This window comes from Pectobacterium sp. CFBP8739, assembly GCF_013449375.1.
Classification (GTDB): Bacteria; Pseudomonadota; Gammaproteobacteria; order Enterobacterales; family Enterobacteriaceae; genus Pectobacterium.
Map to the genome: position 1 here is coordinate 290,070 of NZ_JACDRR010000005.1, position 20,703 is coordinate 310,772.

18 protein-coding genes and 1 other annotated feature are annotated in these 20,703 nt (G+C 52.3%); of the genes, 12 read left to right on the top strand and 6 right to left on the bottom strand.

Translation table 11 applies throughout. The features are described 5' to 3' along the window. Positions 1 to 57 precede the first annotated feature (57 nt). From rsxD to dtpA, 5 genes are all read left to right on the top strand, one after another. On the top strand, positions 58 to 1,113 hold the full coding sequence (gene rsxD / locus H0247_RS02075) for an electron transport complex subunit RsxD (RefSeq protein ID WP_180741024.1): 1,056 nt from the start codon (positions 58 to 60) through the stop codon (positions 1,111 to 1,113). Positions 1,114 to 1,123: 10 nt separating this feature from the next. After that, complete coding sequence (gene rsxG, locus H0247_RS02080) at positions 1,124 to 1,753, top strand: electron transport complex subunit RsxG (RefSeq protein ID WP_180741025.1); 630 nt, start codon at positions 1,124 to 1,126, stop codon at positions 1,751 to 1,753. Next, positions 1,750 to 2,457 carry an electron transport complex subunit E gene (locus H0247_RS02085; protein ID WP_180741026.1) on the top strand — a complete coding sequence of 236 codons (708 nt, stop codon included), beginning with the start codon at positions 1,750 to 1,752 and terminating at the stop codon, positions 2,455 to 2,457. The genes rsxG and H0247_RS02085 overlap by 4 nt, the downstream gene beginning before the upstream one ends. Then, positions 2,454 to 3,089, top strand: coding sequence for an endonuclease III (nth, locus tag H0247_RS02090; RefSeq protein WP_180741027.1), 636 nt, complete (start codon positions 2,454 to 2,456; stop codon positions 3,087 to 3,089). The genes H0247_RS02085 and nth overlap by 4 nt, the downstream gene beginning before the upstream one ends. A 657-nt stretch (positions 3,090 to 3,746) precedes the next feature. After that, entirely contained in the window at positions 3,747 to 5,267 is a 1,521-nt protein-coding gene (gene dtpA / locus H0247_RS02095; RefSeq protein WP_180741028.1) for a dipeptide/tripeptide permease DtpA, read from the top strand. Between the two features lie 109 nt (positions 5,268 to 5,376). On the opposite strand, the gene cysB is transcribed toward dtpA, so the two are convergent. Beyond that, positions 5,377 to 6,351: an HTH-type transcriptional regulator CysB gene (cysB, locus tag H0247_RS02100; RefSeq protein ID WP_015840250.1), complete on the bottom strand. Its 975-nt coding sequence runs from the start codon at positions 6,349 to 6,351 to the stop codon at positions 5,377 to 5,379. Positions 6,352 to 6,730: 379 nt separating this feature from the next. Then, positions 6,731 to 9,328: a type I DNA topoisomerase gene (gene topA, locus H0247_RS02105; RefSeq protein WP_180741029.1), complete on the bottom strand. Its 2,598-nt coding sequence runs from the start codon at positions 9,326 to 9,328 to the stop codon at positions 6,731 to 6,733. A 390-nt stretch (positions 9,329 to 9,718) separates the two neighbouring features. Between topA and H0247_RS02110 the strand changes: the two genes are divergently transcribed. Beyond that, positions 9,719 to 9,988, top strand: coding sequence for a YciN family protein (locus H0247_RS02110; protein ID WP_180741030.1), 270 nt, complete (start codon positions 9,719 to 9,721; stop codon positions 9,986 to 9,988). A 74-nt stretch (positions 9,989 to 10,062) separates the two neighbouring features. On the opposite strand, the gene sohB is transcribed toward H0247_RS02110, so the two are convergent. Beyond that, positions 10,063 to 11,109, bottom strand: coding sequence for a protease SohB (sohB, locus tag H0247_RS02115; RefSeq protein ID WP_180741031.1), 1,047 nt, complete (start codon positions 11,107 to 11,109; stop codon positions 10,063 to 10,065). A 356-nt stretch (positions 11,110 to 11,465) separates the two neighbouring features. Between sohB and H0247_RS02120 the strand changes: the two genes are divergently transcribed. Further along, on the top strand, positions 11,466 to 12,227 hold the full coding sequence (locus H0247_RS02120) for a YciK family oxidoreductase (protein WP_180741433.1): 762 nt from the start codon (positions 11,466 to 11,468) through the stop codon (positions 12,225 to 12,227). Positions 12,228 to 12,245: 18 nt separating this feature from the next. After that, positions 12,246 to 12,836, top strand: a complete 591-nt coding sequence (gene cobO, locus H0247_RS02125; RefSeq protein ID WP_180741032.1) for a cob(I)yrinic acid a,c-diamide adenosyltransferase — start codon at positions 12,246 to 12,248, stop codon at positions 12,834 to 12,836. Positions 12,837 to 13,043: 207 nt separating this feature from the next. Here the strand turns inward: cobO and rluB are convergent, their stop codons facing one another. The 3 genes from rluB to H0247_RS02140 all read right to left on the bottom strand — a co-directional run bounded on the left by rluB (position 13,044) and on the right by H0247_RS02140 (position 15,772). Further along, complete coding sequence (gene rluB / locus H0247_RS02130) at positions 13,044 to 13,928, bottom strand: 23S rRNA pseudouridine(2605) synthase RluB (RefSeq protein ID WP_180741033.1); 885 nt, start codon at positions 13,926 to 13,928, stop codon at positions 13,044 to 13,046. Between the two features lie 196 nt (positions 13,929 to 14,124). Then, complete coding sequence (locus H0247_RS02135; RefSeq protein WP_180741034.1) at positions 14,125 to 14,745, bottom strand: L-threonylcarbamoyladenylate synthase; 621 nt, start codon at positions 14,743 to 14,745, stop codon at positions 14,125 to 14,127. 124 nt (positions 14,746 to 14,869) lie between these two features. After that, positions 14,870 to 15,772: a PHP domain-containing protein gene (locus H0247_RS02140; protein ID WP_180741035.1), complete on the bottom strand. Its 903-nt coding sequence runs from the start codon at positions 15,770 to 15,772 to the stop codon at positions 14,870 to 14,872. 201 nt (positions 15,773 to 15,973) lie between these two features. Beyond that, positions 15,974 to 16,078, top strand: a sequence feature (Trp leader region). A gap of 32 nt (positions 16,079 to 16,110) precedes the next feature. Here H0247_RS02140 and H0247_RS02145 point away from each other — a divergent pair. The 4 genes from H0247_RS02145 to trpCF all read left to right on the top strand — a co-directional run bounded on the left by H0247_RS02145 (position 16,111) and on the right by trpCF (position 20,702). Further along, positions 16,111 to 17,673 (top strand): anthranilate synthase component 1, encoded by a 1,563-nt coding sequence (locus H0247_RS02145; RefSeq protein ID WP_180741036.1) that lies wholly within the window; start codon positions 16,111 to 16,113, stop codon positions 17,671 to 17,673. After that, positions 17,673 to 18,251 (top strand): gamma-glutamyl-gamma-aminobutyrate hydrolase family protein, encoded by a 579-nt coding sequence (locus tag H0247_RS02150; RefSeq protein ID WP_180741037.1) that lies wholly within the window; start codon positions 17,673 to 17,675, stop codon positions 18,249 to 18,251. The genes H0247_RS02145 and H0247_RS02150 overlap by 1 nt, the downstream gene beginning before the upstream one ends. Positions 18,252 to 18,328: 77 nt before the next feature. After that, positions 18,329 to 19,327: an anthranilate phosphoribosyltransferase gene (gene trpD, locus H0247_RS02155; RefSeq protein WP_180741038.1), complete on the top strand. Its 999-nt coding sequence runs from the start codon at positions 18,329 to 18,331 to the stop codon at positions 19,325 to 19,327. Positions 19,328 to 19,334: 7 nt separating this feature from the next. Then, entirely contained in the window at positions 19,335 to 20,702 is a 1,368-nt protein-coding gene (gene trpCF / locus H0247_RS02160) for a bifunctional indole-3-glycerol-phosphate synthase TrpC/phosphoribosylanthranilate isomerase TrpF (RefSeq protein ID WP_180741039.1), read from the top strand. Position 20,703 lies beyond the last annotated feature (1 nt).

Consider the following 20,703-nt stretch of genomic DNA (forward strand, 5'->3'; position numbering starts at 1 on the left):
ATCGCTCGCGTTAAAGCCCGTAAAGCCGCGCAGGCATCGTCATATCAAGAGGAATAAATGGCTTTTAGAATTGCGAGTTCCCCGTTTACACATAATCAGCAACGCACACAACGCATCATGCTGTTGGTCATTCTGGCCTGTCTACCTGGCATGCTGGCGCAGGTCTATTTCTTTGGCTACGGCAACCTGATTCAGGTCGGACTGGCGTCGGCCACCGCGCTCATCGCGGAGGGGGTGACACTGTCACTCAGAAAATTTGCCGTACGTACAACACTGGCGGACAACTCCGCACTATTGACTGCCGTACTACTCGGCATCAGTCTGCCACCGCTTGCCCCATGGTGGATGATCGTCATCGCAACTGTCTTCGCCATCATTATCGCTAAACAACTGTACGGCGGCTTAGGACAAAACCCCTTTAACCCTGCGATGATTGGCTATGTGGTGCTGCTGATCTCTTTCCCTGTTCAGATGACGAGCTGGCTTCCCCCTGTGCCGCTGCAAACCATTCCCGTAGGTTTCCATGATGCACTCACCATCATTTTTACCGGATACACCCCCAGCGGACATACCATGCAGCAGTTAATGCACAACATCGATGGCATCAGCCAGGCTACGCCGTTGGACACATTTAAAACCGGTCTACGTGCAAGTCACACGCCACAGGTCATTCTGCAACAGCCGATGTTTGCATCATTGTCGTCTGGCATTGGCTGGCAGTGGGTAAATATCGGTTTTCTCATCGGCGGGCTGTTTTTGCTGATGCGCGGTACCATTCGCTGGCATATTCCGGTCAGTTTACTGCTGTCGCTGATGTTCTGTGCTTCGCTAAGCTGGGTTATCGCACCGGAGAAATTCGCGCCGCCGATGCTGCATTTGCTGTCCGGCGCCACTATGCTCGGTGCATTTTTCATTGCGACCGATCCCGTGACTGCCTCAACCACAAACCGTGGACGTCTGATCTTTGGCGCGCTAATTGGATTACTGGTTTGGTTGATTCGGACCTATGGTGGCTATCCAGACGGCGTCGCGTTTGCCGTTTTGCTGGCGAACATTACCGTGCCGCTGATCGACTATTACACCAAGCCACGCGCTTACGGCCACCGTCGCTGAGGGGACGTTCATGATAACCACAATGCGTCGCCATGCGACAACACTGGCTCTGTTTGCCGCCTTCACTACCGCGGTCACTGCCATGGTAAACATGCTGACGGAACCCACGATCTCGCATCAGGCGATGCTACAGCAAAAAATGCTGTTGGATCAGGTGGTTCCTGCCGAATTATACAATAGTGATATGCAAAAAGAGTGTTACGTTGTCACTAACCCAGCATTAGGATCGTCAGCGCCGCACCGCGTGTTTATTGCCCGTCAAAACGGTGAAGCTGTTGCCGCCGCACTGGAAAGTACCGCGCCGGATGGCTATTCTGGTGCTGTTCAGTTGCTGGTTGGTGCCGATTTTCATGGCAAGGTACTCGGCGTTCGTGTGACCGAGCATCATGAAACGCCGGGATTGGGTGATAAAATCGAAGTACGCATCTCTGACTGGATCACCCGATTCAGCGGACAAACGGTGCAGAGCGCGCAAGATGCCCGTTGGGCAGTAAAGAAAGAAGGCGGAATGTTTGATCAATTTACCGGAGCCACCATTACGCCACGCGCCGTCATTAATAGCGTAAAACGGAGCGCCCTTTACCTGCAAACGCTGCCGTCACAAATCAACACGCTGCCCGCCTGTGGAGAGAACCAATGAGCCAAACCAAAACACTTTTCGTTGAAGGGTTATGGAAGAACAACTCGGCACTGGTTCAATTGTTGGGTCTTTGTCCCCTGCTCGCCGTGTCATCAACCGCAACCAATGCCTTGGGACTCGGGCTAGCAACCACGCTGGTTCTTATCTGTACCAACATGGCCGTCTCTGCGCTACGCCGCTGGGTGCCAGCGGAAATCCGAATTCCCATTTACGTTATGATCATTGCCTCGGTGGTCAGCACCGTGCAGATGTTGATCAACGCCTATGCCTACGGTTTATATCAATCGCTGGGGATCTTTATTCCGCTGATCGTGACAAATTGTATCGTCATCGGCCGTGCAGAAGCGTTCGCTTCCAAGAATGCCGTCTTCCCCTCCGCTATTGACGGCCTGGCAATGGGGCTGGGAGCGACCAGCGCACTAGTGGTGCTCGGTTCGTTACGTGAAATTCTGGGTAACGGCACGCTATTCGACGGCGCAGATTTGTTGCTGGGCAGTTGGGCCAAAGCGCTCCGCATCGAGGTGGTTCACCTTGACTCCCCGTTCCTGCTGGCCATGCTGCCACCGGGCGCGTTTATCGGTCTCGGGCTGTTGCTGGCTGCGAAATATTTGATCGATGAGAAAATGAAACAACGCCGGGCCCGTGCTGCTATCACCGAAGGGAAAACGGCGCCAGCAACCGGCACCGTAGGGGAATCGCTGTGAACAAAGCCAAACGGATCGAGATTTTAACGCGATTGCGTGCCAACAATCCCCATCCCACAACAGAGTTAAATTTCAGCACACCGTTTGAGCTGCTCATCGCCGTTCTACTTTCTGCGCAGGCAACCGATGTCAGCGTCAACAAAGCAACGGCAAAACTCTATCCTGTCGCGAATACGCCGGAAGCCCTGCTCGAACTCGGCGTAGACGGCGTGAAAGAGTACATCAAGACCATCGGTCTGTTTAATAGCAAAGCAGAAAACGTCATCAAGACCTGCCGTTTGCTGTTGGAAAAGCATCAGGGACAGGTTCCTGAAGATCGTGCGGCGCTGGAAGCCTTACCCGGCGTAGGACGAAAAACGGCAAACGTCGTCCTGAATACCGCGTTTGGCTGGCCGACGATTGCCGTTGATACCCACATTTTCCGCGTCAGCAACCGTACAGGATTTGCGCCGGGTAAAAATGTTGAGCAGGTAGAGGAAAAACTGCTGAAAGTCGTTCCGGCAGAATTTAAAGTCGACTGTCATCACTGGTTAATCCTGCATGGTCGTTACACCTGTATCGCACGCAAACCACGCTGTGGTTCCTGCCTGATTGAAGATTTGTGCGAATTTGGTGAGAAGATCGACGCCTAATCGATTCGGGGCTGATAGAGCGCTACTCACCAGCCCGATAATCCCACCTTGGCTTATCCCTGACTTTCTTTCTAACAGAATGCGTGACGCGATCCCTGCCCCCCACACTCCAGATCCTCACAACCTTTTCTGGCACCTTCGCGCGTAAAATGGCTGTATAAAAATACACATAACCACTATTTAAGGCTAATAAGTTATTTTTAATAGAAAATTTAGTGATTGAAAGTCACTTTGCGTGATTATATCAACAATCATCTTACTGGGTGTATTTGATCGATTTTTATACTCACTGCATATTTAATGATATGCAAAAGATTAACCCATATATTCATTCATAGTTAATGATATTAACTTAGTTTTAATTAAAAGGCAGATTATATCCCTTTTTAAAAAAATAAATATGACAAAGCAAGATAATCATTCGACGCGAAAGCAAGATATGAAATTAAACTCTGCATAACATTTGATTTATAGTTTTATCCGACCACCAAACCCACTTGTAACAAAACATGTCAAATAGCTTGTCTGTCCGTAAAATAACGTCAATATAACGCCGTTTTTCCTCCCCATAACAATGAAAAGAGGTTGCAGTTTCACTGCCTCACTCTTGTTATTTTCTCGTTAAAAAAAACGAGATATGTAAAATCAGAGGTCTTTGTGTCAACAGCAAATAACAACAGCGAATCCACCGAAAGCGTCAGCATGAACGCATTCAAACAACCAAAAGCGTTTTATCTCATCTTTAGCATTGAGCTGTGGGAGCGTTTTGGTTACTACGGCCTGCAAGGCATCATGGCCGTTTATCTGGTCAAAATGCTGGGCATGTCCGAAACCGACTCCATCACCCTCTTCTCCTCGTTCAGCGCGCTGGTATACGGTTTTGTCGCTATCGGTGGCTGGCTGGGTGATAAAGTCCTCGGCACCAAACGCGTGATCGTGCTGGGTGCTATCGTGCTGGCGCTTGGTTACACCATGATTGCCTATTCCGGCCACAGTGTGGCGTGGGTTTATATCGGTATGGCAACCATTGCCGTCGGTAACGGTTTGTTTAAAGCCAACCCATCGGCCCTGCTGTCGACCTGCTACGCGAAGGACGATCCCCGTCTGGATGGCGCCTTCACCATGTACTACATGTCGGTGAACATCGGTTCCTTCTTCTCTATGCTGGCGACACCGGTACTGGCCGCACACTATGGCTGGAGTGTCGCCTTCTCCCTGAGCGTGATCGGGATGATCCTGACGCTGGTTAACTTTATGTTCTGCCGTAAGTGGGTTAGCACACAAGGTTCTCAGCCAGATTTCCAACCAATCAACCTGAAAAAACTGGTCATTACCCTCGCGGGTATCGTGGTGCTGGTCGCACTTTCCACCTGGCTACTGCACAATCAGAGCGTTGCTCGTTGGATTCTGACCATTATTTCAGTCGCCGTTGTCGCCATATTCATTAAAGAGATGCTGGCGGTAAGCGGTGCAGAACGTCGGAAAATGATCGTCGCGCTGCTGCTGATGCTGGAAGCTGTCGTCTTCTTTGTGTTGTACAACCAGATGCCGACCTCACTGAATTTCTTTGCGATTCGCAACGTTGAGCACGCCATTTTAGGTTTTTCCTTTGAGCCGGAGCAGTATCAGGCGCTCAACCCGTTCTGGATCATGGTTGCCAGCCCGATTCTGGCTGCGGTTTATAACAAAATGGGCGATCAACTGCCGATGGCGCACAAGTTTGCAATGGGTATGGTGCTGTGTTCCGGTGCGTTCCTGGTGCTGCCGTGGGGCGCCAGCATGGCAAACGAACAGGGTATCGTGTCCGTCAACTGGCTGATCCTCTGCTATGGCCTGCAAAGTATCGGGGAATTAATGATTTCCGGTCTGGGTCTGGCGATGGTCGCACAACTGGTACCACAGCGTTTGATGGGTTTCATCATGGGTGCCTGGTTCCTAACATCGGCTGGTGCCGCCATTATCGCGGGCTACGTCGCTAACATGATGGCCGTGCCTGAGAACGTCGTAGACCCGCATGTATCCCTTGACGTTTACAGCAATGTTTTCCTGCAGATTGGTATCGTAACAGGCATCATCGCCGTTCTGATGCTGCTGACCGCGCCGAAACTGACGCGCATGACGCAGGATATCGCCGCCGACGTTCCTGCGGACGCCGCCACAACAACCGCATCCGCCTGATAGCCAGCCTGAACTTCTCACGCCGATGTGTGAGGCGTGAAGCGTTTGAATGATAAAAAGCCAGACACTGTCTGGCTTTTTTACGTTGGTGATCCGTCCTGGATGGCGTTTACTTCACGGGCAGCGTGACGTCCTTGAACATCGCTTCTATTTCATCATTTGAACGCAGCGCAACGGCCGTATCGACGACATCACGCGTTAAATGCGGCGCAAAACGTTGGATGAAATCGTACATGTAGCTACGCAGGAACGTGCTGCGGCGGAAGCCGATTTTCGTTGTACTGTAGCTAAAAATACTGTTCGCGTTGATGGTCACCAGATCGGTTTCCGTTTGCGGATCGACCGCCATATTGGCAATCACCCCTACACCCAGCCCTAAACGCACGTAGGTTTTAATCACATCGGCGTCCGTGGCGGTAAAGACAATACGCGGCGTCAGCCCCGCACGGTTAAACGCGGTATCCAGCTCGGAACGCCCCGTAAAACCAAAGGTATAGGTAACGATGGGATAAGCGGCCAATTCCTCAATGGAGATGTCGGTTTTGGAGGCCAGCGGGTGATCCGGCTTGACCACCACCGCGCGATTCCAGTGGTAGCACGGCAGCATGATCAGATCGTCGTACAAATGCAGCGCTTCGGTCGCAATAGCAAAATCCGCAGACCCTTTCGCAACGGCCTCAGCAATCTGCGTCGGCGAGCCCTGATGCATGTGCAGCGACACGCGAGGATAGCGATCGATGAAGCCTTTGATGACGCTTGGCAGCGCATAGCGCGCCTGCGTATGTGTAGTCGCCACGTACAGCGACCCTTTATCGGGATAGGTATGCTCTCCGGCAACCGCTTTGATGGCATCGACTTTCGACAACACTTCACGTGCAATGCGGATGACTTCCTGTCCGGCGGGTGTCACCTGCGTCAGGTGTTTTCCACTACGGGCAAAAATCTGAATGCCCAACTCATCCTCCAGCATGCGGACCTGTTTACTGATCCCCGGCTGGGAGGTGTACAACCCTTCTGCGGTAGAAGACACATTCAGGTTGTGATTAACAACTTCAACAATATAACGAAGCTGTTGTAGTTTCATAATTTATCCCATTCCCAATTGAAGTGTGCGCGTAGCACCTCACGACGTTCTGGCGACGTTCCGTTTTACTGACCTTGACTACGCCTTAACCACCTGGCGTATATTTCCATCAATTAATGTAATTTAATCATAAAAATTATTTTTATATAACCATTTTTACATGGCACAACGATAAAGAACGCAGTGCGTGCGATTATCACCGAGGTAAACCGCATGATTCTCTATCACGGATCAACAATCCTCATGCTACCGCAGGACAATCTTCATACATTTGTTTTATCTGGAGATTTTCTGCGATCGAAAAAGCCAGCCTTGCGGCTGGCTTGATGTCGCAATTTATCACGCATAACTCGATTACACGCTGGGTAACAGAAAAAAGTTACTTCTTTCCTTCAACCCATTTGCCATCAATGTAAAACGCTGACCAACCTGTTGCCTTGCCATCTTTTTCTGACGAGACATATTGCTGTTTGGTCTTACGGCTGAAACGCACCTGCGTCTTATTGCCGTCTTTATCAACCGCTGGTGCTTCCGCCAAATAGCGCAGCTTTTCCGGCAAACGATCTTTGAAGCGCACCAATTCTTCTACCAGTGGTGCTCGCGTTTCACGCGATTTCGGGAACGTATTCGCTGCAAGGAAAACGCCTGCCGCGCCGTCACGCAGGACGAAATAGGCGTCGGACTTCTCACAGGGCAACTCAGGCAACGGCACCGGATCTTCCTTCGGCGGCGCAACTTCGCCATTGCGCAGGATCTTACGTGTATTTCCACAGCTCTCGTTGGTACACGCCATGTATTTACCGAAGCGTCCCATTTTGAGATGCATCTCGGAACCACACTTCTCGCACTCAACAATTGGGCCATCATAGCCTTTGATGCGGAACTCACCAGTTTCGATCTCATACCCGTCACAGGCTGGATTATTACCACAAACGTGCAGCTTACGCTGATTATCAATCAGGTAGCTGTCCATCGCCGTACCACATTTTTCACAGCGGCGACGGGCGCGCAGCGCGTTGGTTTCAGCATCATCGCCTTCCAACACATTCAGCACTTCGTTTTCTGGGATCAGGTTGATCGTAGTTTTGCAGCGCTCTTTCGGCGACAGGGCGTAACCGGAGCAGCCCAGGAACACTCCCGTGCTGGCGGTACGAATCCCCATTTGGCGGGAACAGGTTGGGCAGTCAATGCTGGTCAACACCATCGCATTAGGGCGCATGCCGCCTTCTTCCGGATCCTGTTCCGCCTTTTCCAACTGCTGACTGAATTCATTGAAAAACTCATCCAGCACGGCTTTCCATTCCGCCTGATTATTGGCAACCTGATCGAGACGACTTTCCATCCGCGCGGTGAAATCGTAATTCATCAATTCGCGGAAGTTTTCTTCCAATCGATCGGTAACGATTTCGCCCATCTTCTCGGCGTAGAAACGACGGTTCTCTACTCGAACGTAGCCGCGATCCTGAATGGTTGAGATAATAGATGCGTAGGTAGACGGACGGCCAATGCCGCGTTTCTCCAGTTCTTTAACCAGTGAGGCATCGCTGTAACGTGCCGGTGGCTTAGTGAAGTGTTGCCCTGGCAGCAACTTCTGCAGCGTCAGCGCCTCGCCCACCGCCACGGTTGGCAACGTGCGATCTTCATCATTTTTACGCAACGCCGGCATGACTTTCGTCCAACCATCGAAACGCAGCGTACGGCCTTTCGCACGCAGTTGATAATCTGCGGCTTCCACGATTAACGTGGTGGAATCGTATTGCGCAGGCGTCATTTGACAAGCGACGAACTGGCGCCAGATCAGCTGATACAGCTTCTGTGCATCGGCTTCCATATCTTTCAGGCTATCGGCCAGCACACCTACATCGGAAGGACGAATCGCTTCGTGCGCTTCCTGAGAGTTTTCTTTGCTACTGTAAAGGTTCGCAGATTCTGGCAGATAACGTTTGCCGAACTCGTCGCCAATATAGTCACGCACCATCGTCAAGGCATCCTGACTGAGGTTCGTTGAGTCGGTACGCATGTAAGTAATGTAGCCCGCCTCATACAGACGCTGTGCCATCATCATGGTTTTTTTCACGCCAAAACCAAGACGTGTACTGGCAGCCTGTTGCAGCGTAGAGGTGATGAATGGCGCGCTCGGCTTACTGCTGGTCGGCTTATCTTCACGATCGGCCACCTTATAGCGGGCGTTTTCAAGCAGGCTAACCGCGGCCTGTGTTTGCGCTTTATTAACGGGCTTAAACGGTTTGCCGTTATGGTGCGTCACCTGCATTTGCAGTTGAATATCGCTGCCGGCCAGCAAATCGGCGTGCAGTTCCCAATATTCTTCCGGCACGAATGCTTTAATTTCGCGTTCGCGATCGACAATCAGGCGCACGGCAACCGACTGTACACGCCCAGCGGACAAGCCGCGGGCGATTTTTTTCCACAGTAGCGGGGATACCATGTAACCCACCACGCGATCCATAAACCGACGCGCCTGCTGTGCATTAACGCGGTCAATATTCAAGGTGTCTGGCTTTTCAAATGCCTGTTTAATGGCATTTTTCGTGATTTCATTAAACACCACGCGGCTGAAACGCGCATCTTCACCACCAATGATTTCCCGCAGGTGCCAGGCAATGGCTTCCCCTTCGCGGTCAAGGTCGGTTGCGAGATAGATGTGGTCAGCATTTTCCGCCAACGTTTTTAATTCGGAGACGACCTTCTCCTTACCCGGCAGTATTTCGTAGTTGGCTTTCCAGCCATGATAAGGGTCGACGCCCATACGATTAACCAGCGCAGATTTTTCATCCTTTTTGACTTTCTTTTTCGTTTTATCTTTAGTCGTTGAGTCCGCGCTCTTTTTAACTGAGCCACTCGTCGGCAGATCGCGCACATGACCAACGCTGGACTTCACCACGTAGTCATTGCCTAAATACTTGTTGATCGTTTTGGCTTTTGCCGGGGACTCGACGATAACGAGAGCTTTACCCATATGTACTATTACCTGCTGAATTCTTCTGAAAATCAGATATTTTTCGGGGCATCCAGAGCGGATTCTACTGACTGCGCAAAATCCCACACTCTACCTGATAAATGCTGTCACGCAACCTAATTAGCGTGGAAATCCGGTTTTATCCACATCCTGCCACACTGAATATCGGCAGGTAAGCCCCTAAAATGTAGCCCATTTGCATCATAATCTACGCTTTACGCTGAAACCGTATCGCAGTACCCTTTCTTTTTATGCAGCCTTTGAAATAATCCGACGGAGGGATGGCGTTGCTGCGTTGGTTTTCGAAACAGCATTGTTTATGTTGTTTATATGATTGTTCATATAATGCGATACGCCCTTTTTTCAAGGGTGAGTACAGGAGTAAAAATCATGTCACCTGAATATCAAGTTAACGAAGAAAAGCGTCCTATCGACCGCCAGAGCTTATTAGTTGAAGCCAATGACATCATTAAACAGCACGATGATTATTTGCATGGCATGGTCGCAGATAGCGTAGAACAAAAAAACGGCGTGCTGGTTTTTCGCGGTGAGTTTTTTCTCGATGAGAATGGAATGCCAACCTTAAAAAGCACCGCGGTATTTAACATGTTCAAGCATCTTGCGCATGTTTTGTCCGAGAAATATGACCTGATCGATTAAATAGCATGATGGATTAAATGCAAATGCCCGCACATTCGCGGGCATTAATTTGTGCAAACCACTACGCTGAGCGATTACAGCAAAGGCTTTGAACCCCGTTGCCACCAACGCAGCATCAGTCGTTCTGCGGTATCGCCTGCGCTGCCCGTCAGACGATCCAACAAACGTTTACGACGCGTGTAGCGAACACTTAACACTTCATGGCTAGCCATTTCAGCAATCAACAGGTCGTCACTGGTGCCGATGGCATCAATCAACCCCAGATCTTTCGCCTGCGTGCCAAACCAATGCTCTCCCGTCGCCACCGCATCAATATCTAGCGAGGGGCGCATCTGCTGCACAAAATCCTTGAACAGCGTATGCGTGACATTCAGATCTTCGCGGAATTTCTCACGGCCTTGTTCGGTATTTTCACCAAACAACGTCAAGGTACGCTTGAACTCACCGGCGGTGTGCAGCTCAACATCAATGTCTTTGTTTTTCAGCAAACGGTGGAAATTGGGAATCTGCGCCACGACGCCAATCGACCCCACAATCGCAAACGGCGCCGCGACGATGCGGTCAGCCACACAGGCCATCATATAGCCACCGCTGGCGGCCACTTTATCCACCGCAACGGTCAAACGCACACCGCCTTGACGTAAACGTTGTAACTGCGAGGCCGCCAGCCCATAGCCGTGTACGACACCGCCGGGGCTTTCGAGGCGTAACAACACTTCATCTTTTGGCTTCGCCACCGCCAGCACAGCAGAGATCTCTTCACGCAACGAGCTCACTTCACCGGCATCCATACTGCCATTGAAATCAAGCACGTACAGGCACGGTTTTACACTTTTTTCCTCGCCACGTTTGGCGCGCTGCTTATCTTGCTTCGCCGTTTCTTTTTCTTTCTTCTTTTCTTGTTTCGATAACAGCTTCAGCTCGGTGTCGCTCATACAGGCCGTCTGCATTTCGCGTTGCATTTCCTGATATTGTTCGCCTAGGTTCATCACCTGCAACTCACCTTTATGCTGGCGCTTACGTTGCGTCATTCCAAATGCCAGAACGACTAACGCACCAATAGCCACCACGATAGTGAGTACCTTAGCCAGGAATAAACCGTACAGAGAAAGTAATTCCACAAACACCGTCCTCATTGACTGCGTATTAATTAATGTTGGTTTACTCACCAACCATGGCGTTGACGTCGAGCGCCATTCCTTCTTATAACCTAACTGATGGCACGCAATATGGCGATGTTATTCCTGCGTTTTTTATGCCTATTGCTGCTTTTTACAACAGCACAGGGATAAATCGAGGCAGTCTCATTGAAAACAGACGACATTTGAGGCATAACACCCTCATTCACCCTGCCCGGATGCGCCGTTATCTGGCATTCCGAGCGGTACGGCCCGATATATTTCGTCGTGCCGATACACAATGGCAGGTCTATTATCTGAAGCGTGGCGGTTTGACGCCACGGCAAGAGGAATTCATTGTGCATTACCAGCCTAAAATCGATTTACTGCAAAACCGTATCATTCTGGTGACCGGCGCTGGCGACGGCATTGGCAAGGAAGCCGCCCTGACCTATGCCCGTTACGGCGCACATGTCATCTTGTTGGGGCGCACAGAAAGCAAACTTCAGGTGGTTAAACAGCAGATCGAGCAGGAACACGGTACATCTGCACATGTTGTCGTCTGTGATATGCTGACGTTATCTTCCGCGCAGTGCTTTCAACTGGCTGACGAACTGGCGCAGGTTGTGCCGCATCTGGACGGTGTTCTCCACAACGCTGGGTTGCTCGGGGAGATCGCGCCTGTCACAGAGCAAACGCCGGAGATCTGGCATCAGGTGATGCAGGTCAACGTCAACGCCACCTTTATGCTGACACAGGCACTGCTGCCGCTGTTACTGAAATCACCTTGCGCGTCTCTGGTTTTCACCAGTTCCAGCGTAGGCCGCGAAGGTCGCGCCGGCTGGGGAGCTTACTCCGTATCCAAGTTCGCGACAGAAGGCCTGATGCAAGTGCTGGCAGAAGAATACCGTTCAAAAAATCTACGCGTGAACTGTATCAATCCTGGCGGAACGCGTACGGGAATGCGTGCATCGGCGTTCCCCAGCGAAGATCCGATGAGACTGAAAACACCAGCAGATATTATGCCGTTGTATCTCTACCTGATGGGCGATGACAGCCGCCGCAAGACGGGGATGAGTTTTGACGCACAGCCAGGCAGAAAAGCCGGTCCAGCCGAATAATAGAGAAGAACACGCACGATGAGCGATGAACGCCACCAACAACGCCAGCAGCGCCTGAAAGAAAAAGTCGATGCCCGTATTGCCGCGGCGAATGAAACGCGCGGTATCCTGATGGTTTTCACTGGTAATGGGAAAGGCAAAACGACAGCCGCATTCGGCACCGTCACGCGGGCAATCGGCCACGGATTACGCGCGGGCGTGATCCAGTTTATCAAAGGTGAATGGCCCAATGGTGAGAAGAACCTGCTGCAACAGCACGGTGTGGAATTTCAGGTCATGGCGACAGGCTTCACTTGGGAAACGCAGAACCGCCAGACAGATACCGAAGCCGCGCAGCATGTCTGGCAGCATGGCAAACGGATGCTGGCAGACCCACGACTCGATCTCGTCGTTCTGGACGAACTGACGTATATGCTTAGCTATGACTATTTAGATTTAAGTGACGTTGTCACTGCATTAAAACAGCGTCCTGCCGGACAGACGGTCATTATTACCGGACGAGGTTGCCATCGTGATTTGTTAGAAATGGCCGATACCGTGACGGAAATGCGCCCTGTAAAACATGCGTTTGATAGCGGAATTCAGGCCCAGCAAGGCATTGACTGGTAGTCGTTAGCCTTATTGCTGACAACCGCTGGTGCGCGGGAGTAACGGATAGATCGTAAAGACGCTGCAAGTACGTCCATGTAAGCTCGGATTGCGCCATCCCTGGCGCAAACGCTTTACTCTTCTATTCCGTTACGCCCGTTTTCATTCGATAAATAACAACCTATTGCGGGCAGCGAAAGCTGCCCGTAGAGCGTAGGGATAACACGATTAGCCGTTGCGCTTCGGTTTCGGAGACGTGCGGCGGGCCGGAGCGGTATTAATCTGGCTGTGGCGTTTTACTGCACGACGAATCTGGTTCGCTTTCACCCGACGGCGCTCACGTTCAACCGGCAGTTTTGATACCGTTTCTGCAGGAAGCTGAACCAGCTCACGCAGGTAATTCAGCTGTTCCAGCGGCATTTCTGCCCAGCCACCGCGCGGCAGACCTTTCGGCAATGTAATATCGCCATAGCGCACGCGAATCAGGCGGCTCACCTGCACGCCAACCGCTTCCCATAGACGACGTACTTCACGGTTACGCCCTTCTGTCAGCGTCACGTTATACCACTGGTTCAAGCCTTCACCGCCCTGATAGCGGATCGTACGGAACGACGCCGGGCCATCTTCCAGCTGTACGCCTTTGCTCAGTTGTTTGATCTTTTCGTCGTCCACTTCACCGAAGACCCGCACGGCGTATTCACGTTCAACCTCACGGCTAGGATGCATCAGGCGATTGGCTAATTCACCGTCGGTCGTGAACAGCAGCAGACCGGACGTGTTCACGTCAAGACGCCCTACCGCCACCCAACGAGAACCCTGAATTTTTGGCAGACGGTCAAACACCGTCGGGCGACCATCAGGATCGTTGCGGGTACACAGCTCGCCTTCTGGTTTGTAATACACCAGCACACGACACACGGTTTCTTCGGTTTCCTTAACGGTAACCACATGACCATCAATACGGATTTTTGTGGCTTTCGTCACTTCAACGCGGTCGCCCAGTGTGGCAACTTTACCGTCAACGCTGACACGTCCAGCCTGAATGATACCTTCAATTTCGCGGCGTGAGCCATGTCCGGCGCGCGCCAGAACTTTTTGTAACTTTTCGCTCATTGAGCAACCTCTAGTGTCGCCTTCCCAGGCGTCGGGGGGAGTCATAACCGCCGATAAAATTCAGCACGTTACGTAAAAATAGTGTGTACGTAAAAAATAGTGTGTACGTAAAAATCGTTCGTCGTATTAAAAACTGGCGCGATTATACCGATCTTCGCGCCATTTGTATTCCCATTGTTACCGCTCGTCGCTGCGTTTATAGGAACGGCGTGACATCACCGGTACCTTCACGGGCGACGCGTGGCACAGACTCGGTCAGATCGATAACCGTCGTCGGCTGTTGACCCAGCGAACCGCCGTGAATAATCAAATCCACCTGTTTTCCCAATCTTTCCTGAATTTCTTCAGGATCGGACTCGGCGAAATCATTTCCCGGCAGCATCAGCGTTGTCGACATCAGCGGTTCATTCAGCGCGGCCAACAGTTCCAACGCGATAGGATTGGACGGCACGCGCAGACCAATAGTTTTACGTTTTTCGTTCATTAAGCGACGGGGAACCTCTTTCGTCGCTTTCAGAATAAAGGTGTAATTGCCCGGCGTGTTATTTTTAATCAACCGGAACGCCGCGTTATCAACATGAGCATACGTCGAGAGTTCGGACAGATCGCGGCACATTAGCGTAAAGTTATGATCGCTACCGAGATCGCGAATCCGACAGATGCGTTCCAGCGCGTTCTTTTCGCCCAACATACAACCCAACGCATAGCCAGAATCCGTTGGATAAACAATCACCCCGCCTTTATGCAGAAATTCCACCGATTGGTTGATCAATCGCGGCTGCGGATTCTGCGGGTGAATATAGAAAAACTGACTCATGACCCTACCTCATACGTCTGACATTTCGCGGCGTTGCACATTTCAACCCGCGTCATCGTGCAATAGGGTTATTATAGAACGTGTCAGAGGTAAAAGATTGTTATTTCATAGGATCGCGATGGCATTACGCCATGATACGCGGCAAATCTGCCAGTAACGGATGGAGCCAGACTGGCTCGACATCGGCAGGCAGCCACAGCTTGCGACCCAGTTCGATCCAGGCACACGGCAGGTGGAAATCCGATCCTTGCGATGCCATCAGATTGAAATCTCGCGCATAGCGCCCCAGTTGTGTTCGTTCATCTGGTGCCTGTTGGCATTGCGCCACTTCCATCGCCATCCCGTCGTTTTCCGCAAACGTGGCGAGCAGGCGTTTTAGCCATTTGGCCGTCAGACCATAGCGCCCGGGATGCGCCAACACCGACACGCCGCCGGATTGATGAATCGCGTCGAGGGCCTGCGGGATGGTGCACCACTGCGGCGGCACATAACCCGTTTTACCTTTCGCTAGGTATTTTTTAAACACCTGATTCATATTGGCCGCAATACCCAGCTCAATGAGATAACGCGCAAAGTGCGCCCGCGTAATCTGTCCTCCCGTCGCCAAACGCCGTGCGCCGGACAGCGCATCGGGAATGCGGGCTTTTTCCAGCCGAACCGCAATTTGCTCCGCCCGGTTCTGCCGACATTCCGCCTGTCGTTGCAGCAACGCAGTTAACGCTGGATGCGCAATATCCATTCCAAGTCCGACAATATGGATCTCATGATTTTCCCACAGGGTAGAAATCTCCACGCCAGGAATCAGTCTCAGCGGTAACCCCTGCTGGGCAATCGCGTGCTGTGCCTCTTTAAGCCCGCTGGTCGTGTCGTGATCGGTTATAGCCAGCATGCTCACCCGCATGTCTACCGCCCGACGAACAAGCGATGTTGGCGTTAAAACGCCATCAGATGCCGTGGTGTGGCTATGCAGATCGTAAAGAGGGAATGACGACATCGGTTGGGAATCTTCTGGCACAAGCCTATCCATTAACAAAAATCATACGAAAGTCGCATGATGCCATTAATAGGAAGCAAATGGTAATGTCCACCGTTTACTGAGTAATAAAATAATCCTATTGAAGGTGTTGACATTTTACCACCGAACCAGTTAACTAGTACGCAAGCTCAGTACAGTAATTCGAACCCAAACCGCGAGATGATGATAATGGTAACGCAGAAAATGATGAAGCATGGTTGGTGGCGCTCTTCCCTCTCGCGGGTGGACTAATCACGCATCACTGTTATCACACATGCAGATATTCCCAGGCCCGCTTAACTCAGCGGGCTTTTTATTTGATGGGCACAACATTAAAACGGGTAGTAAGAATGCAAACAACACAACCTACACTGGAACTGCTGCGTACCGAGGCCGTTTACCGTAACGACCCTAGCGCCATCTTCCATCAGCTCTGCGGTGCCAGACCTGCCACGTTGCTGTTAGAGTCAGCTGAAATCGACAGCAAGGAAAACCTGAAAAGCCTGTTAATCGTTGATAGCGCGCTGCGTATCACGGCACTGGGCCCTCTCGTTTCCATTCAGGCCTTAACGGCAAACGGCGCCAGCCTCCTGCCGCTTTTGGATGCCGCACTGCCGGCAGAGATTATTAATCAGCCGCGTCCGAACGGTCGTGAACTCACCTTCCCACCAGCAGACGTCATGCAGGATGAAGACGCTCGTCTGCGTTCGCTGTCGGTCTTTGATGCTTTACGCCAGATTTTGACGCTGGTTGTCTGCCCGGCAGACGAACGTGAAGCGATGTTCCTCGGAGGCCTGTTCGCCTACGATCTAGTGGCTGGATTCGAAGCGTTACCCGCGCTGAGCCAGCAACAGCGCTGCCCGGATTTTTGTTTCTATCTGGCAGAAACGCTGTTGGTACTCGATCACCAAAAACGCGTGACCGCTCTGCAAGCCAGCCTGTTTACGCCAAACCACAGCGAAAAGCAGCGTCTGCAACAGCGTCTGGAACAGCTGCAATTCCAACTGACTCAGCCCGCACCCGCGCTGCCGCGCCAGTCTATCGAGACGATGACGCTGAGCTGCAATCAGAGCGATGAAGCCTTCGGCGAGGTTGTCAGCCAAATGCAGGAAGCCATCCGCATCGGTGAAATTTTCCAGGTCGTGCCGTCGCGCCGCTTTTCTCTGCCGTGCCCTTCACCGCTGGCTGCTTACCAAACGCTGAAAGACAATAACCCCAGCCCTTACATGTTTTACATGCAGGATCAGGATTTCACGCTGTTCGGCGCGTCACCGGAAAGCTCGCTGAAATACGATGCCGACAGCCGCCAAATCGAAATCTACCCGATTGCCGGTACTCGCCCACGCGGTCGCCGTGCCGATGGCTCGCTGGATCGCGATCTCGATAGCCGTATTGAACTGGAAATGCGTACCGACCATAAAGAGCTGGCTGAGCATTTGATGCTGGTAGATCTAGCCCGTAACGATCTGGCGCGTATCTGCAAGCCCGGTAGCCGTTACGTTGCTGATTTGACCAAAGTTGACCGTTATTCCTTTGTCATGCATCTGGTTTCTCGTGTGGTGGGGACATTACGTGAAGATCTGGATGTGCTGCACGCCTACCGCGCCTGCATGAATATGGGCACGTTGAGCGGTGCGCCGAAAGTTCGGGCAATGCAATTGATTGCCGAAAGTGAGAAAACCCGTCGCGGCAGCTACGGCGGCGCAGTGGGTTACTTCACTGCCCACGGCGATCTGGATACCTGCATCGTGATTCGCTCCGCCTATGTCGAAGATGGCATTGCGACCGTTCAGGCAGGTGCCGGCGTGGTGCTGGATTCTAACCCTCAGGCTGAAGCCGACGAAACGCGTAATAAAGCCCGGGCCGTACTGCGCGCGATTGCCAGTGCGCACCATGCAAAGGAGATTTTCTGATGGCCGACATCCTGCTGCTCGATAATATCGACTCATTCACCTACAACCTGGTGGATCAACTACGTGCCAGCGGCCATCAGGTCGTGATTTACCGTAACCATCTGCCTGCCGATGTGATCATCGCGCGGTTACAGCAAATGGAAAAACCGATTCTGATGCTCTCCCCCGGCCCCGGTACGCCAGCCGAAGCGGGCTGTATGCCGGAACTGCTACAGCGTCTGCGCGGTCAGTTGCCGATTATTGGTATTTGCCTCGGCCATCAGGCCATTGTGGAAGCCTACGGCGGCCATGTTGGTCAGGCAGGTGAAATCCTGCACGGCAAAGCGTCGGCCATCGACCACGATGCCAGCGCTATGTTTAGCGGTTTGCCGCACCCGTTACCGGTCGCTCGCTACCACTCGCTGGTCGGCAGCCGTATTCCTTCTACGCTGACCGTCAACGCCCATTTCAACACGATGGTGATGGCCGTGCGTAACGACGCCGACCGCGTCTGCGGTTTCCAATTCCATCCGGAGTCGATCCTGACCACACACGGTGCACGACTGCTGGAACAAACGTTGGACTGGGCGCTGGCTTAACGAGGGATACGATGATGCAACTGTCTTCTACACACCCATTTTCTGAACACCCGTTTTCTGATCAGGATGTCGCCACCATGCAAACTATCTTGGAAAAATTATACCGCGCGGACACCATCAGCCGTCAGGAAAGTCAGGCGCTGTTTGGTGCTATCATTCGCGGTGAGCTGGAAGCCAGCCAACTGGCAGCGGCGTTGATTAGCATGAAAGTGCGCGGCGAGCATCCCGACGAGATCGCCGGTGCCGCCACGGCCTTGCTGGCCGATGCGCAACCCTTCCCCCGCCCTGACTATTTATTTGCCGACATCGTCGGCACAGGCGGTGACGGCACCAACAGCATTAACATTTCGACTGCCAGCGCTTTCGTCGCCGCCAGTTGCGGTCTGAAAATCGCCAAGCACGGCAACCGCAGCGTCTCCAGTCGCTCCGGTTCCTCCGATTTACTTTCTGCTTTCGGTATTAAGCTGGACATGAGCGCGCAAGATTCACGTCAGGCGCTAGACGATCTGGGCGTATGCTTCCTGTTTGCCCCGCAATATCATCTGGGTTTCCGCCACGCAATGCCGGTACGCCAGCAGTTGAAAACCCGTACGGTCTTCAACGTGCTGGGGCCGTTGGTTAACCCTGCTCGTCCGCCATTGGCACTGATTGGCGTGTATAGCCCGGAATTGGTTCGCCCTATCGCCGAAACGCTGAAAGTGCTGGGCTACCAACGTGCCGCTGTCGTACACGGCGGCGGAATGGATGAAGTCGCCATTCATGCACCGACACAAGTTGCCGAATTACACAATGGCGAGATTGAAACCTACGAACTGACGCACCGCGATTTTGGTCTGGATGCGTATCCGCTGTCCGCTTTACAAGGCGGTACGCCAGAAGAAAACCGTGACATTCTCGCGTCACTGCTACAAGGTAAAGGTGAACGCGCGCACGCTGCTGCGGTTGCCGCCAATGTTGCGTTGCTCCTGAGATTATTCGGACAAGAAAATTTGCGCCAAAATGCGCAACAGGCGCTTGAAGTCATTCATAGTGGACAGGCTTATCAGCGCGTTATCGCCCTGTCCGCCAGAGGATAATGGAACCATGCAGGAAACCGTATTACATAAAATTGTGCGCGATAAGGCGCTTTGGGTTGCCGAGAGAGAGAAAACACAGCCGTTGGCCTCTTTTCAGCATGAGATCGTGCCCAGTCAGCGTGACTTTTATCAGGCGCTGAAACAGGATAAGCCCGCGTTTATTCTGGAATGCAAAAAGGCTTCGCCGTCGAAAGGAGTGATTCGCGATGATTTCGATCCGGTAGCCATTGCCCAAATCTATAAAGATTACGCGTCCGCTATTTCTGTTTTGACCGACGAGAAATATTTTCAGGGCGACTTTGCCTTTCTACCGCAAGTCAGTGCGGCGGTGCACCAGCCGGTGTTGTGCAAAGACTTTATTATTTCGCCATACCAGATCTATCTGGCTCGCTACTATCAGGCCGATGCCATCCTGCTGATGCTGTCTGTGCTGGACAACGAGCAATACCAGCAACTGGCCGACGTGGCGCACAGCCTGAAGCTAGGCGTGTTGACGGAAGTCAGTAATGAAGAAGAGTTACAGCGAGCCATCCAGTTGGAAGCGCGCGTCGTCGGGATCAACAACCGCGACCTGCGCGACCTCTCCATTGACCTCAACCGCACCCGAACGCTCGCCCCGCGTCTGCCTGCTGGCGTCACCGTAATCAGTGAATCCGGCATCAATCGCCATGCGCAGATTCGTGAACTCAGCGCTTTTGCTCAGGGTTTCCTGATCGGCAGTTCGCTGATGTCCGAGCCGGATCTAACCGGCGCGGTACGCCGCGTTATTTTGGGTGAAAACAAGGTCTGCGGTCTGACGCGCGCAGAAGATGCACAGGCCGCCTATCAAGCGGGGGCGCTCTACGGCGGTTTAATCTTCGTCGCCAGTTCCCCACGCTACGTTGATGCCAAACAAGCCACTGACGTGATGACCGGTGCTCCACTGCGCTATGTCGGCGTTTTCCGCAATGCGCCCGTCGAACACATTGTTGCGATCACGACGCAGTTGGGGTTAGCGGCCGTTCAACTGCACGGTGATGAGGATCAACAGACGATCAACCAGCTACGCCAGCAACTCCCTGCGACTTGCCAGATATGGAAAGCACTGAGCATCGCAGATACGCTGCCAGCGCGCGATCTCGTCCATGTTGATCGCTACGTGTTTGACAACGCTCAGGGCGGCAGCGGGAAAGCCTTCAACTGGTCACTGCTGGCAAACCAATCATTGGATAACGTGTTATTGGCCGGCGGCCTGAATAGTGATAACTGCGCACTGGCGGCACAGCAAGGTTGCGCAGGACTGGATTTCAATTCCGGGGTCGAAAGCGAGCCGGGAAAAAAAGACTCACATAAAATTGCTGCGGTTTTTACGACATTACGTCAACCGCAACACTAAA

Bases quoted from the DNA above. Each gene is read 5' to 3' on its own strand.
- rsxD (WP_180741024.1), top strand. From the start codon at position 58: ATGGCTTTTAGAATTGCGAGTTCCCCGTTTACACATAATCAGCAACGC.
- rsxG (WP_180741025.1), top strand. From the start codon at position 1,124: ATGATAACCACAATGCGTCGCCATGCGACAACACTGGCTCTGTTTGCC.
- H0247_RS02085 (WP_180741026.1), top strand. From the start codon at position 1,750: ATGAGCCAAACCAAAACACTTTTCGTTGAAGGGTTATGGAAGAACAAC.
- cysB (WP_015840250.1), bottom strand. From the start codon at position 6,351: ATGAAACTACAACAGCTTCGTTATATTGTTGAAGTTGTTAATCACAAC.
- topA (WP_180741029.1), bottom strand. From the start codon at position 9,328: ATGGGTAAAGCTCTCGTTATCGTCGAGTCCCCGGCAAAAGCCAAAACG.
- H0247_RS02110 (WP_180741030.1), top strand. From the start codon at position 9,719: ATGTCACCTGAATATCAAGTTAACGAAGAAAAGCGTCCTATCGACCGC.
- cobO (WP_180741032.1), top strand. From the start codon at position 12,246: ATGAGCGATGAACGCCACCAACAACGCCAGCAGCGCCTGAAAGAAAAA.
- rluB (WP_180741033.1), bottom strand. From the start codon at position 13,928: ATGAGCGAAAAGTTACAAAAAGTTCTGGCGCGCGCCGGACATGGCTCA.
- H0247_RS02135 (WP_180741034.1), bottom strand. From the start codon at position 14,745: ATGAGTCAGTTTTTCTATATTCACCCGCAGAATCCGCAGCCGCGATTG.
- H0247_RS02140 (WP_180741035.1), bottom strand. From the start codon at position 15,772: ATGGATAGGCTTGTGCCAGAAGATTCCCAACCGATGTCGTCATTCCCT.
- H0247_RS02145 (WP_180741036.1), top strand. From the start codon at position 16,111: ATGCAAACAACACAACCTACACTGGAACTGCTGCGTACCGAGGCCGTT.
- H0247_RS02150 (WP_180741037.1), top strand. From the start codon at position 17,673: ATGGCCGACATCCTGCTGCTCGATAATATCGACTCATTCACCTACAAC.
- trpD (WP_180741038.1), top strand. From the start codon at position 18,329: ATGCAAACTATCTTGGAAAAATTATACCGCGCGGACACCATCAGCCGT.
- trpCF (WP_180741039.1), top strand. From the start codon at position 19,335: ATGCAGGAAACCGTATTACATAAAATTGTGCGCGATAAGGCGCTTTGG.